The 13,083-nt window shown below is 45.8% G+C and carries 12 protein-coding genes; 10 read left to right on the top strand and 2 right to left on the bottom strand.

The features are described 5' to 3' along the window. Position 1: 1 nt before the first annotated feature. From purL to BC349_RS03740, 7 genes are all read left to right on the top strand, one after another. Complete coding sequence (gene purL, locus BC349_RS03770) at positions 2 to 2,236, top strand: phosphoribosylformylglycinamidine synthase subunit PurL (protein WP_187255400.1); 2,235 nt, start codon at positions 2 to 4, stop codon at positions 2,234 to 2,236. A gap of 39 nt (positions 2,237 to 2,275) precedes the next feature. Continuing rightward, entirely contained in the window at positions 2,276 to 3,256 is a 981-nt protein-coding gene (rfaD, locus tag BC349_RS03765) for an ADP-glyceromanno-heptose 6-epimerase (RefSeq protein ID WP_222840060.1), read from the top strand. Positions 3,257 to 3,332: 76 nt separating this feature from the next. Next, positions 3,333 to 4,133, top strand: coding sequence for a pyrroline-5-carboxylate reductase (gene proC, locus BC349_RS03760; protein WP_187255399.1), 801 nt, complete (start codon positions 3,333 to 3,335; stop codon positions 4,131 to 4,133). Between the two features lie 155 nt (positions 4,134 to 4,288). Continuing rightward, entirely contained in the window at positions 4,289 to 4,468 is a 180-nt protein-coding gene (locus tag BC349_RS03755) for a hypothetical protein (protein WP_187255398.1), read from the top strand. Positions 4,469 to 4,719: 251 nt separating this feature from the next. Beyond that, the gene (gene pyrG / locus BC349_RS03750; protein ID WP_187255397.1) at positions 4,720 to 6,366 is read left to right on the top strand and encodes a CTP synthase; all 1,647 of its coding nucleotides are present in this window, start codon (positions 4,720 to 4,722) and stop codon (positions 6,364 to 6,366) included. 162 nt (positions 6,367 to 6,528) lie between these two features. Continuing rightward, complete coding sequence (gene yidC / locus BC349_RS03745) at positions 6,529 to 8,379, top strand: membrane protein insertase YidC (RefSeq protein ID WP_187255396.1); 1,851 nt, start codon at positions 6,529 to 6,531, stop codon at positions 8,377 to 8,379. Positions 8,380 to 8,424: 45 nt separating this feature from the next. Beyond that, complete coding sequence (locus tag BC349_RS03740) at positions 8,425 to 9,084, top strand: hypothetical protein (RefSeq protein WP_187255395.1); 660 nt, start codon at positions 8,425 to 8,427, stop codon at positions 9,082 to 9,084. A 7-nt stretch (positions 9,085 to 9,091) separates the two neighbouring features. Here BC349_RS03740 and BC349_RS03735 read toward each other — a convergent pair whose 3' ends face one another. Next, positions 9,092 to 9,475, bottom strand: coding sequence for a hypothetical protein (locus tag BC349_RS03735; protein ID WP_187255394.1), 384 nt, complete (start codon positions 9,473 to 9,475; stop codon positions 9,092 to 9,094). Positions 9,476 to 9,619: 144 nt separating this feature from the next. Here BC349_RS03735 and BC349_RS03730 point away from each other — a divergent pair, with 144 nt between their 5' ends. The 3 genes from BC349_RS03730 to BC349_RS03720 are packed head-to-tail and all read left to right on the top strand — an operon-like array spanning position 9,620 to position 12,605. Beyond that, the gene (locus tag BC349_RS03730; RefSeq protein WP_187255393.1) at positions 9,620 to 11,041 is read left to right on the top strand and encodes a tetratricopeptide repeat protein; all 1,422 of its coding nucleotides are present in this window, start codon (positions 9,620 to 9,622) and stop codon (positions 11,039 to 11,041) included. 50 nt (positions 11,042 to 11,091) lie between these two features. After that, positions 11,092 to 11,862, top strand: coding sequence for a phosphosulfolactate synthase (locus BC349_RS03725; RefSeq protein WP_187255392.1), 771 nt, complete (start codon positions 11,092 to 11,094; stop codon positions 11,860 to 11,862). Next, positions 11,862 to 12,605, top strand: coding sequence for a shikimate dehydrogenase family protein (locus tag BC349_RS03720; protein WP_187255391.1), 744 nt, complete (start codon positions 11,862 to 11,864; stop codon positions 12,603 to 12,605). Before BC349_RS03725 ends, BC349_RS03720 begins: the two co-directional genes overlap by 1 nt. Here BC349_RS03720 and BC349_RS03715 read toward each other — a convergent pair. After that, positions 12,602 to 13,072, bottom strand: a complete 471-nt coding sequence (locus BC349_RS03715) for an acyl-CoA thioesterase (RefSeq protein WP_187255390.1) — start codon at positions 13,070 to 13,072, stop codon at positions 12,602 to 12,604. The genes BC349_RS03720 and BC349_RS03715 overlap by 4 nt on opposite strands. Positions 13,073 to 13,083 lie beyond the last annotated feature (11 nt).

The following is a 13,083-nucleotide window of genomic DNA, read 5'->3' as shown; positions in this document are numbered from 1 at the left end:
CATGGAAGTAACAGTAAAAACAGCCCGCCAACTCCGTCTGACAGACGAAGAATTTGAACTTATACAACAGAAACTCGGCCGGATGCCGAATTTTAACGAGCTCTGTGCCTTCAGTGGCATGTGGAGTGAACATTGCAGTTATAAGAATTCTATTAAGTGGCTGAAAACCCTTCCCCGGGAAGGTGGCCGGATGCTGGTGGCTGCCGGTGAAGAAAACGCCGGTCTTATGGACATGGGCGATGACTACGGTGTGGTTTTCAAGATTGAAAGCCATAATCACCCCTCGGCCATTGAACCTTTCCAGGGTGCAGCTACCGGTGTGGGAGGTATCCATCGCGACATTTTTACCATGGGGGCCAGACCAATTGCAGCCCTCAATTCCCTTCGTTTCGGTAACCTGAACGAAAGCAAAACACAACACCTGCTGGGTGGGGTGGTGCACGGTATCGGGCATTATGGCAACTGCTTTGGCGTGCCTACCGTTGGCGGAGAGATCTATTTCGAAAATTGTTACCATACCAACCCCCTAGTAAACGCTATGAGTGTGGGTATAGTGAAAGCCGGTGGTACCGTCAGTGCTACTGCTGAAGGCATAGGCAATCCGGTGATGTTTGTTGGTTCCGCTACTGGTAAGGATGGAATCGGTGGCGCTTCTTTCGCTTCGGCCGATATTACCGCCGAAAGTACCGAAGAACTGCCTGCCGTTCAGGTAGGAGACCCCTTCCAGGAAAAGAAACTGCTGGAAGCATGCCTGGAAGTAATTAAAACCGGAACCGTTGTTGGTATGCAGGATATGGGTGCAGCCGGTATTATCTGCTCCACCGCCGAAATGAGTGCCAAGGGAGGCGTGGGTATGCGAATAGACCTGGATAAAGTGCCTACCCGCCAGCAGAATATGAAAACATGGGAGTTGCTGCTGAGTGAAAGCCAGGAGCGTATGCTCATGGTCGTTGAAAAGGGCAAGGAATCAATAGTGGAAGCCATTTTTGAAAAGTGGGACCTGCCCTGTTCTGTTATTGGTGAGGTTACGGGAGATGGCATCCTGAATTTTTACATGCACGGCGAATTGGAAGCCTCCATCCCTGCATATGAGCTGGTGTTGGGAGGCGGTGCCCCGCAATACGACCGGCCTTATGAGACCCCCGCTTATTTTGAGAAAATAAATGCATTCGACCAGTCGGCCGTGCCTGTTGCTTCCGACCTGAAAGCAGTGGCGGAAAAAATGGTTGAAATCCCCAACATCGCTTCAAAGCGCTGGGTGTATGTGCAGTACGACAGTATGGTGGGAACAGGTAATACTTCAACCAATTCACCCAGTGATGCTGCCGTTGTACTTGCCAAACCCAGTAACAAGGCACTTGCTGTAACTACGGATTGTAACAGCCGTTATGTGTATGCCGATCCTTATAAAGGTGCAATGATCGCTGTGGCGGAAGCTGCCAGAAATATTGTTTGCAGCGGCGGTGAGCCCCTGGGTGTAACCAACTGCCTGAACTTTGGAAATCCCTATGACCCACAGGTATATTATCAGTTCGTACAGGCCATAAAAGGTATGGGTGATGCCTGCCGCCGTTTCAATACACCCGTTACAGGGGGAAACGTAAGTTTCTACAACCAGAACCCCGATGGTGCAGTTTACCCTACACCAACCATTGGCATGGTAGGATTACTGGATAGCATGGAAGATAAAATGACCCTTGGATTCAGGCAGGAGGGAGATATTATTCTTATGATCGGACAGGCCAGTGATGATATCAATAGCTCAGAATACCTGCACAAAATTGTGGGCGTGGAGTTTTCCCCAGCGCCACGCTTTGACCTGGAAGAAGAAGTTGCACTGCAGCAAACCATCTCTTCCCTGATCAAAAACAAAATGATCGAATCTGCGCACGATATCAGCGAAGGCGGTTTGTTCATTACCCTTGCGGAGTCAGGCTTTGCCGGCGGTAAAGGATTTGAGATATCTACGGATAGTGCTTACCGTAAGGATGCCTATCTTTTTGGCGAAGGCCAGAGCAGGGTGGTGGTTACCGTTAAACCAAGGATGTTGTGTGATATTGAAGACGCCCTGCGTGGTAAGACCGCCTTCCAGCGCCTTGGAACCGTCACCAACGGAAGTATTTCCATCGATGGCGAAAACTGGGGAACCATTAATGACTGGAAAAATAAGTATGATACGGCCATTGAAAAATTGCTGGCCGGACATGAAAGTGAGCACGCACTGAGTGCGCTGTAAAACGGTGAATGGTGAATGGTGAATGATTATTTTTAAAGTATGGATAATAAGACGGTGATAGTGGTGACCGGTGCCGCCGGTTTTATCGGGAGTTGCCTGGTTGGTTACCTCAACCTGAAAGGATATACAAACCTGATACTGGTTGATGATTTCAGCCGGCAGGATAAGGAACCTAACCTGGAGGGTAAGCTGTTTATTGAAAAAATAGACCGGGGATTGTTTTTTGAATGGCTGAATGACCACCAGCCACAGGTCAGTTTTTTCTTCCATATCGGTGCACGTACCGACACTACAGAATTCAACTATGCCATTCACCAGGAACTGAATGTTGAATATTCGCAGAAAGTCTGGAACTATTGTACCATTCATAATGTTCCGCTCGTATATGCTTCCTCCGCCGCAACCTATGGTGATGGGGAACTGGGTTATGACGATAACCATGAATTGCCCTTCAGCCTTCAGCCACTTAACGCTTATGGTATTTCAAAGAATGAGTTTGATAAGTGGGTTTTACATGAAGAATGTCATCCGCCGTTTTGGGCGGGACTGAAGTTTTTTAATGTGTATGGTCCGAACGAATACCATAAAGGACGCATGGCCAGCGTGATCTGGCACTCGTTTAACCAGATCCGGGAACAAGGCTTAGTAAAACTTTTCAGGTCACATCGCCCCGACTACCAGGACGGAAGGCAGTTACGTGATTTTATCTATGTCAAGGATGTGATCCGGGTTTGTTTCTGGTTGATGGAAAATAAGCCTGAATCGGGCTTGTACAACCTGGGTACCGGTACCGCCAGGACTTTCGAGGATTTGGTGAAAGCAACTTTTGCAGGAATAAATAAAGCGGCTGTAATTGAGTTTATCGATATGCCGCTGGATATTCGGGATAAATACCAGTATTTTACAGAAGCAAATATGGATAAACTCAGGAAGGCCGGTTACAATGAACCATTCTACAGTCTTGAGGAAGGTGTGGATGATTATGTGAGAAACTACCTGGTGGAAAATAAATACTTTTAATTCCCTATATTTACAAAATGATTGCTGCCATTACGCCCCCTAAGGTGTGATGGCATTTTTATTTAAATATGACCATATGAGTAAGAAAATTGCCATAATTGGTGGTGGAAACCTGGGCATATCTATAGCTGAAGGCCTTCTTGCAGGTGGTTTTACCGAACCCGGAAATATTACCGTAACCCGCAGAAACCTGACATTACTGCAGCCCCTTTCACAAAAAGGGATCAGGATTACCAGTGATAACCTTGCAGCGGCGCAGGAAAGTGATGTGGTTTTGCTGGCGGTTAAACCCTACCAGATAAAGGAAGTGGTAAAGGAACTGGTTCCGGTTATCGGGGCAGATAAGGTAGTCATCTCCGTAGTAACTGGCGTGAGTATGAAGGAAATTGGCGATGAACTTGTATCAAAAGGGGCTGTTCCGGTATTCAGGGCGATGCCTAATACTGCCATTGCCATCCGGGAAAGCATGACCTGCATCAGTCATGTCAATGCCAGCCAGGAACAGATCAACTGGGTATTGGAACTTTTCAACCAGGTTGGCAGGGTAGTCGTAATTGAGGAAAAACTGATGGATGCCGCCACCGTACTGGGGGCCTGTGGAACAGCCTATGCCATGCGGTATATCAGGGCTAATATTCAGGGAGGGATCGAGATTGGGTTTGATGCGAAAACAGCCAGCCTGATAGCAGCCCAAACGGTAAAGGGTGCCGCGGAGCTTCTTTTGCAGAAAGGTACCCATCCGGAACAGGAAATAGACAAGGTGACCACCCCGAAAGGATGCACCATAGCAGGGTTGAATGAGATGGAACACCAGGGGCTGAGCTCTTCAATTATAAAGGGGATTTCAGCAAGTTTTATTAAAATTCAAATGGACTGAAAAATTGAAGTGGAATATTTGTGGTACAAATAATATATTATGAGGTGCTTCGTTAATGTAATATGGTAAAAACAGAAGGCTACTTTGCAAATATTAAAATTTGTTATACTTTGCAGCTCCGTAAGCCTGTGATAAACAATTAGAACCGAATGTTTATGAAAAAGAATATTAGTATCTGGATATTATTTATTGAAGTTGTTGCGATCATAGTGCTACACGCCAACAAGGATAACAATGAAAAGATAAAGGATATTTTATTAAAAAGGAACCAGTCGGGGCTGATAAAAGCTACCCCCATTACACCAGGTCCCATTTCACAAGTGACTATCAAATAATTAAGCAATAATCACCAAAAGGAAAAAATAGGCATCCGGGTTTCCGGGTGCCTATTGTGTTTTATTGTATCTTTGCCCGACCTCCCGGATATACATATTTCATTTTTCCGCAAGGTCAATTGTCCGACTGGATTTGCGGTTTTCTTAATAACATTGGAATTATTTATACAGGAAGTACATATGTACTTGCTGTATATGCTTTTTCAGTGTGCAGCCAGCCCGAATTTGTTATAAGTGTAAACTCAAGAGATATGGCCAAGTATATTTTTGTAACGGGAGGTGTAACCTCTTCATTAGGGAAAGGAATCATTGCCGCTTCGCTCGGTAAGCTATTGCAGGCAAGGGGATTAAAAGTAACCATCCAGAAATTCGATCCCTATATCAATGTTGATCCGGGTACCCTGAATCCTTATGAACACGGTGAATGTTATGTTACGGAAGACGGAGCCGAAACCGACCTTGATCTTGGCCACTATGAAAGGTTCCTGAGCATTTTTACCTCCCAGGCCAACAATGTTACCACCGGTCGTATTTACCAGACTGTAATTAATAAGGAAAGGGAAGGTGCTTACCTGGGTAAAACTGTCCAGGTTGTACCTCATATTACAGATGAGATTAAGCGCCGCATGTTATTACTCGGGCAAAATGGTTTTGATATTGTGATCACCGAAATCGGCGGAACAGTTGGTGATATTGAGAGCCTTCCTTTTATTGAGGCCGTGCGCCAGTTGCAGTGGGAATTACCGGAAGAAGATTGCCTGGTCGTGCACCTGACCCTGGTTCCCTACCTCAGGGCTGCAAAGGAACTGAAAACCAAGCCCACACAGCACAGTGTAAGACTGCTCAGCCAGGAAGGTGTTCACCCCGATATTATAGTTTGCCGTACGGAAGAACCGCTGACCCCTGAAATCAGGAAAAAAATTGCCCTTTTCTGCAATGTTAAAAAGGAAGCTGTTATAGAAGCGGCTGATGCGCCTACCATTTACGAGGTGCCGGTTGCAATGATGCACGAAAAGCTTGACCAGATATGCCTGAAGAAAATGAATATTACCCAATATGCCGAGCCTGAATTAAGCAAGTGGAAGGAATTCCTGGATAAACTGAAATACCCAAAAAGCAAAGTTACCATCGGCCTTATCGGCAAGTATATTGAACTGCAGGATGCCTATAAATCAATCCTGGAAGCATTCATCCATGCCGGTGCCATGAACGAGTGTAAGGTTAATGTGATGAATGTTCACAGTGAATTCATTACGGATGAGAATGTGGCTGAGAAACTCGGAAACCTTGATGGATTGCTGGTTGCACCGGGTTTCGGCCACAGGGGAATTGAAGGAAAGATCATTGCGGTTAAGTATGCCCGTGAAAACAAACTGCCCTTCTTTGGAATCTGCCTTGGTATGCAGATGAGCGTCATAGAGTTTGCCCGAAATGTATTGGGCTGGAAAGATGCCCATTCCACCGAGATGGATCCAAATACCGGTCATGCAGTCATTGACCTGATGGAAGGACAGAAATCAGTAACTGCAAAGGGAGGTACCATGAGGTTGGGATCCTATCCATGCGAAATCAAAGCCGGAACACTTGCCCACCAGATATATGGGACTACTTTGATCACGGAAAGGCATCGTCACAGATGGGAGTTCAACAACATATACATGGAGGAATTTGAAAAAGCAGGCCTGGTTGCCAGTGGTAAAAATCCGGAAAGCGGATTGGTAGAAATTGTAGAATTGCCCGATCATCCATTTTTCATAGGCGTGCAGTATCATCCGGAACTGAAAAGTACAGTGGAAAATCCCCACCCGGTTTTTGTTCATTTTGTAAAAGCCGCCAAAGAGAATGCGGAAAAGAAGGAAGGTATCAGAAACCCTTTACTTCAAAGTGAAATGATTTAGAAAAAGGCCCTTCGGGGCTTTTTTTGTTTGCAGTTTGCGGTCTTCCGCTGGGGGCAGGAATTGCAGAACCCAATCAGGAGTGGGTTTCCCCAATACCTGAAAACTACAAACCACAAACCACAAACCATTACCTATCTTTGCACGTCTTAAAAATATTATTACATGCAAAGCATGGATCGCAACACGATTATTGGTTTTGTGCTATTAGGCGTACTTCTGTTCGTTTACCTGTTTATCTCTTCGAAAAACAGCCAGGAATTGCAGGGTCAGAGACAGCAATATGAAGATTCCATAGCCAGATTAGATGCAGCAAAGAAAAAAGCTGCGGACGCATCCCGGAAGGACAGTGCTGTTGCAAAGGTTGCGCTTGATTCTACTGTGAAGGGTTGGGCCAGGGCCATAGGTGGTACCGAAGAATTCCAGGATGTGGAAACCGACCTGTTGTCTGTCCGCTTCAGCAATAAAGGTGGTCAGCCCGTACAGGTGGCACTCAGGAACTTTAAACGCTCCGACAGCAGCCAGGTTACCCTTATCCATGACGGGAGCGACAAGATCAGCTATCCTGTAAATACCGCTCCCAATCAAAGCACCCAGTCCGGGGATTTATTTTTCCAGTTTAAGGGGGCCTCAAAGGATGCAGCCGGTAACCATACGATCAGCTACGAAGTTGCTGGGAATAACGGCGAAACCATACAGCATGAATACCTGATTAAACAGGGGTCATACCTGGTAGATTTCAATCTGAAAATTAATGGTGTATCCTCGTTGATAAGCCAGCAGAACCTGCAACTGCAATGGACGGTTGATGCCCGTCAACAGGAGAAGGATGTGAAATATGAGCGCCAGCAGTCACAGCTTGTAATTGTGGAAGATGGTGAGTATGACTATTTTAACCTCTTCTCCAATGACCTGGAAAAGTTTGAGAAGCCCGTGCATTGGGCAAGTATCAAGCAGCAGTTCTTTAATACCACCCTTATTGCAAAGGACAAGTTCGATGCAGGGCAGGTTGAATGGACCAGCCCGGGTGAAGACAGCTCCAGTCTGATCGTGGCGGCAAAAGCCAGTTTCCAGAAAAAACTTTCCGGTGGCAACAGTGTGGTTATTCCCATGCAGTTTTATTACGGGCCTAATGATTACAAGGTACTGCGGAGCCTGGGGGTGGAGAAAATGGATAAGATAGTGAACCTGGGACAGGGTTTCTATGCTTTTGTAAGACCTATTAATCAGTATATCGTAATGCCGGTTTTTGATTTCATCAAGAAGTTCATTGCCAGTTATGGTATTGTAATTGCGCTGCTGACATTGTTTATCCGCCTGATAACATCGCCACTGGTTTATTCCAGTTACCTCAGCGGGGCTAAAATGAAGGCACTTCGCCCTGAGATTGATGCACTGAAGGCAAAGTTCGGCGACGACCAGCAGACCTTTGGAATGGAGCAGATGAAATTATTCCGGGAAGCCGGTGTAAATCCGCTTGGAGGATGTATCCCAGCCCTGCTGCAGATTCCTATCTTCTTTGCATTGTACAGTTTCTTTAACTCAGCCATTGTATTAAGGGGAGAAAGTTTCCTTTGGGCGCATGACCTGTCAACCTATGATGTAATTGCCAAACTCCCTTTCACTGTTCCTCTGGGCTTCGGAGACCATATCAGCCTTTTTACCCTTACGGCTGTGATCACAAGTTTCCTGATTTCCATCTACAATATGAACATGACACCGGACCAGAATAATCCGATGTTGAAATATATGCCGTATATTTTCCCTGTCATCCTGCTGGTATTCTTCAACAGACTGCCATCAGCTTTGACCTGGTATTATACGGTATCCAATATCATTACCCTGGTATTGCAGTGGATCATCCAGAATTATATCATTGACCACGACAAGATTGTGGCACAACTGGCCGCAAACCGGACCAAGCCAAAAACAAAATCAAAATGGCAGTCCAAGCTGGAAGAAATGCAGGAAACACAAAAGCGGGTGCAGGGGATGCAGCAGAAAAAGGGTAAGTAGACAACCCGGGTCCGCTAAATATCGTCTGATAGCTGAAATAAGACCATGAAAAAAATAATTCTTTCAGGAATTCTCGCAGCCGGATTGTTGTCTGTACAGGCCCAGAAAAAGGTTGCCGACCTCACTGTGGTATACGATGCTGTGATCAACACCGGTAGCGTAGAACCTAAGCTGGCTGACGCTTTTGATGGCGCCACTACAACAGTTTACCTGAAGGGGAGCTTCAGCCGTTCTGAAATGGTCAGCGCCCTGGCAAGTTTTACCACTATCCATGATGCCCGGACGGGTGCAGGTGTGGTGCTGCAGGAGGTTGGGGGGCAGAAAGTGCTCATCCGGATGACGGCAGATGACTGGAAAGACAAAAACCGCAAATATGAAGGCATCAGGTTCACCAATACCGGAGAAACCAAGATGCTGGCTGGTTACAATTGCCGGAAGGCTGTGGCTGATCTGAAAGATGGCAGTTCTTTTGTGGTGTACTATACGGAAGATATCATCCCGGAAAATAATAACTATAATTCCCAGTTTAGCAACCTTAAGGGGCTGCCGCTGGAGTATGAACTGACCCAGGGAAAACTGACTATTCGTTATGTCGTTTCACAGGTTAGTCTCAATCCTGTACCAGTATCAAAATTTGATATCCCCAAAACCGGGTTCCGGGAAATGAGTTACGAAGAAAGCAAAAAGGGAAGGAAGTCACGGTAAAGCCGGACTATTTATGCATTCGAACCTTTAGACGGAGTAATTGCATATTGTTGCAATTATTGGTGGTTTTGCCAATAGAAACCCTGTTGTTATATGGCATGATATAAGTTGTATTACCCTTCTGGTAGGTAACCAGGGTATTGAAAGAAAATGGTGAAGATGATTTATGCTGGTTGAGTGTAATACTCCCTTTGTAGGCAGGACCAGCTTTCAGGGTGAAGCCATTGCTGGTTTTGATCGGAACAAAATCTGTCACAACCTTGTTGCTCTTTTTAGCTCTCTTTTCACCTCCCATACTGGCAAATGCCAGCCCGGCAAAACCCAGCATCACCGTTGCAACCAACAGTTTCAGCGTATGCCTGGCAATTCTTGTATGGAGTTTTCTTAACATCAGCACAAAAATAAACAAATTATTTGCTAATTCAGAAACCGTTTATCACAAACTTTAATATGATATTAACGCATGGGGGTAAAATTTGTTACAAAAACTTGGCAATTTTTTCTGTTTAAGCTAAATTAGAATAACCTATAGTAAATGAAAGAATACCCCTTTCGCCAGGATAATGAGGATATGGAGGAGTTGCTGAGGCTTTATAACGACAGGAAAACCGGCCGTTCTTACCCCTTTTTGGATGAAGAGTCGTTTGAAAAAATCATAAATTATTATGATGATAAGGAAGACCTTGGCCAGGCCCAGGAAGCCTGTGACATGGCCGTTGAACAATTTCCTTATTCTGCCTCCCTGCTGTTGCGCAAGGCTGATATCCTGATAGCGACCAGGAAATACCAGGATGCACTGGATATGCTAGACCTGGCCGAGTTGCTGGACAGTACCGACATCGATCTTTATATCTTACGTACAGATGCCTTCCTGGCCCTGGATCAGCAGGATAAAGCCATTGCCTTACTTCAGCAGGCCCTGACCTTTTTTGAGGGAGAGGAACGGATTGATTTATTATTTGAACTGGCCGATGTATACGATGATTATGAGGAATTTGATAAAATATTTGATTGCCTCAAACTGATACTGGAGGAAGAACCCACAAACGAAGAAGCGCTGTATAAAATCTGTTTCTGGACAGATTTTACCGGCCGTAATGAGGAGAGTATCCGGCTTCATCAGCAGATACTGGAGGATCATCCTTACAATGAACTTGCCTGGTTCAACCTGGCTGCGGCATTCCAGGGACTGAAACTCTATGAAAAAGCCATAGATGCCTATAAATTCGCCATCACAATAGACGAGAAATTCGACTTTGCGTACCGCAATATGGGTGATGCATATATCCGCCTGCGCAAGTTCAGGGATGCTATTGAAGTGCTTGAAAAGGTGCTGGAACTGAGCCGTCCGGAAGATGTTATTTATGAGGCTATTGGTCACTGTTATGACCGGCTAAAAAATTATGCCCAGGCAAGGATTTATTACAGGAAGGCAGTGCACCTGAATCCCGATGACAGCAAGTTGTACTATAAAATTGCCTGCACCTATATCAATGAGGAACAGTGGTCACAGGCTGTGAAGCAGCTTGAAACAGCCATGCAGATACATAAATCTGTGCCTGAATTTAACCTGGCGATGGGTGAATGCAAGATTCACCTCGGGGAAACCAGAGATGCCATTTTTTATTTCTCCAATGTGGTAAGAGCGAGGCCGCGAAACAGCAGCGGATGGGAGGCATTGATCAGGTGCCTGTACGTAGGCGCATTTTATGAAGAGGCGCTGGAGCAGGCTGAAGCCGCATTGGAACATACGGAAAGGAAGCCACTTTTTCTTTATTATAAAAGCGCCATCCTGCTGGCCCTGGGCAAGTCAAAGGAAGGCCTGATTTTCCTGGAAAGGGCCCTGCAAAAGGCGCCCAGACTGCTTCGGGAATTTGTTGCTCTTTATCCCGCCATCCTGCAAAATCAGCTGGTAGTTGATGTAATTGCCAGGAACCGGAAAGCCGGAAAGGCATAATATGCCCACGGTTTACTATTTTTGCGCGGCATTTGTTAAACAGCAACTACATGAATTTCAACTTAACACAAATTCCTGACAGGGTTAAAAAACCTCGCAGGAATGGCATTACCATGGTAATGGATAAGGGCCTGAGTATCGAAGAGAGTAAGAATTTCCTAAGTGTGGCGCACCCGCATGTTGATATTGTAAAACTAGGTTTCGGAACATCTTATGTCACCCCCAACCTGCGTGAAAAACTGGAGGTGTATCGTGCTTATGATATTCCTGTTTATTTTGGCGGTACCCTTTTTGAAGCCTTTCTCATCCGCAACCAGTTTGAAGATTATATCAGTGTCTGCAAGGATTATGGCATTTCCATGATGGAGGTAAGCGATGGTTCCATCACCATACCGCATGCCGAAAAATGCGGCTATATTGAAAAACTGACCAAGCATGGAACCGTGCTGAGTGAAGTCGGAAGCAAGGATGCGGCCCATATCATTCCTCCCTACAAATGGATCGAACTGATGCGTGCGGAACTGGAAGCCGGCTCTACCTATGTGATCGCCGAAGCCCGTGAGGCAGGAAATGTCGGCATCTACAGGGGCAGCGGTGAGGTAAGGGAAGGTTTGGTACAGGAAATCCTGACCCAGATCCCGGAAGAAAAAATTATCTGGGAAGCTCCGCAGAAAGCACAACAGCTTTACTTCATCGAACTGATCGGCTGTAATGTGAACCTCGGTAATATTGCCCCTTCTGAAATGCTATCACTGGAGGCGATGCGGGTTGGACTGCGAGGTGATACTTTCCATATGTTCCTCAACAAAGAAAACGCCTGATGCGGCTGTTCGGGCTGATTGGTTACCCCCTGGGCCATTCTTTTTCGAAAGGTTATTTCAGTGCCAAATTTGAAAAGGAAGGCATCGGGGCCGTATATGAAAATTTCCCCATCGCATCAATAGATGAATTTCCTGCCTTGCTGGAAAATCATCCCTTGCTCGAAGGGCTGAATGTTACCATTCCTTATAAGGAAAAAGTAATTCCATTTCTGGATGAACTTTCCCCTGTAGTGAAAGCTATCGGAGCCTGCAACTGCATTAAAATTAAAAACGGGAAACTGATTGGTTATAACACCGATGTAACGGGATTTGAACTGTCACTGCGCAAATACCTTCAGCCCAGGCACGATCGTGCTTTTGTCCTGGGTACTGGCGGCGCTTCCAAAGCAGTTCAGTATGTACTTGAAAAACTACATATACCCTTCACCGTTATAAGCCGCAGGGCCGATGCGGAGAAAGGGATCCTTGATTACTCATCCCTTACAAAGGAACAACTCAGCAATACCCGACTCTGGATCAACACAACGCCACTGGGGATGCACCCAAATGAAAATGAAATGCCCCCCATGGATTATTCCCATATCGGAAAAGATCACTACCTCTACGACCTGGTCTATAATCCGCCAGAAACCCGTTTCCTGTCTATGGGTAAAGCAAAGGGTGCCGTTATAGAAAACGGGCATGATATGTTATTAATCCAGGCTGAAGAAGGGTGGAGGATATGGAATGACGATAACTACTAATTGAATGTGGGTGGTTGGTGGCTGGTGGTTGCTTGAAGGAGAGCAAGTTTTTCAGGAACGCCGGAGGGAATGGCAACAACTTTCCTCAACTGGTAGTTGAAGCAGACCATACCGGTTTTTGCCTGTGCAATGAGTACGCGCCGGTCACCGGTAACTTTTTCAAGTTTGTAATACAGGTCAAAACCCACCCTTGAGAAATCTCCCGCCGCCACACTTACTTCCAGGTGGTCGCCATAAAACATTTCGTGTTTAAATTCAATGGCTACATCGCCCATTATCAGGGCTGCACCGGCAAGATCAAGTTCGCTATAGCCGGCTTGTTGCAGGAACTGCATCCTGGCTTCATGTATAAGCGTCAGTATGGTGTCATTGCCTACGTGTCCACCATAATTCAGGTCGGTTATCCTTACGGGTATGCGGGTTGTAAAGTTGAAATCAGCCGGAATATCTAACCTGATCCTTGCCATTATTATTCATT

The organism is Flavihumibacter stibioxidans, from assembly GCF_014332695.1.
Classification (GTDB): domain Bacteria; phylum Bacteroidota; class Bacteroidia; order Chitinophagales; family Chitinophagaceae; genus Flavihumibacter; species Flavihumibacter stibioxidans.
This window is presented reverse-complemented; position numbering and strand designations above follow the sequence as displayed.

Coding starts and splice junctions, on each gene's coding strand:
- purL (WP_187255400.1), top strand. CDS start 2: ATGGAAGTAACAGTAAAAACAGCCCGCCAACTCCGTCTGACAGACGAA.
- rfaD (WP_222840060.1), top strand. CDS start 2,276: ATGGATAATAAGACGGTGATAGTGGTGACCGGTGCCGCCGGTTTTATC.
- proC (WP_187255399.1), top strand. CDS start 3,333: ATGAGTAAGAAAATTGCCATAATTGGTGGTGGAAACCTGGGCATATCT.
- BC349_RS03755 (WP_187255398.1), top strand. CDS start 4,289: ATGAAAAAGAATATTAGTATCTGGATATTATTTATTGAAGTTGTTGCG.
- pyrG (WP_187255397.1), top strand. CDS start 4,720: ATGGCCAAGTATATTTTTGTAACGGGAGGTGTAACCTCTTCATTAGGG.
- yidC (WP_187255396.1), top strand. CDS start 6,529: ATGCAAAGCATGGATCGCAACACGATTATTGGTTTTGTGCTATTAGGC.
- BC349_RS03740 (WP_187255395.1), top strand. CDS start 8,425: ATGAAAAAAATAATTCTTTCAGGAATTCTCGCAGCCGGATTGTTGTCT.
- BC349_RS03735 (WP_187255394.1), bottom strand. CDS start 9,475: ATGTTAAGAAAACTCCATACAAGAATTGCCAGGCATACGCTGAAACTG.
- BC349_RS03730 (WP_187255393.1), top strand. CDS start 9,620: ATGAAAGAATACCCCTTTCGCCAGGATAATGAGGATATGGAGGAGTTG.
- BC349_RS03725 (WP_187255392.1), top strand. CDS start 11,092: ATGAATTTCAACTTAACACAAATTCCTGACAGGGTTAAAAAACCTCGC.
- BC349_RS03720 (WP_187255391.1), top strand. CDS start 11,862: ATGCGGCTGTTCGGGCTGATTGGTTACCCCCTGGGCCATTCTTTTTCG.
- BC349_RS03715 (WP_187255390.1), bottom strand. CDS start 13,072: ATGGCAAGGATCAGGTTAGATATTCCGGCTGATTTCAACTTTACAACC.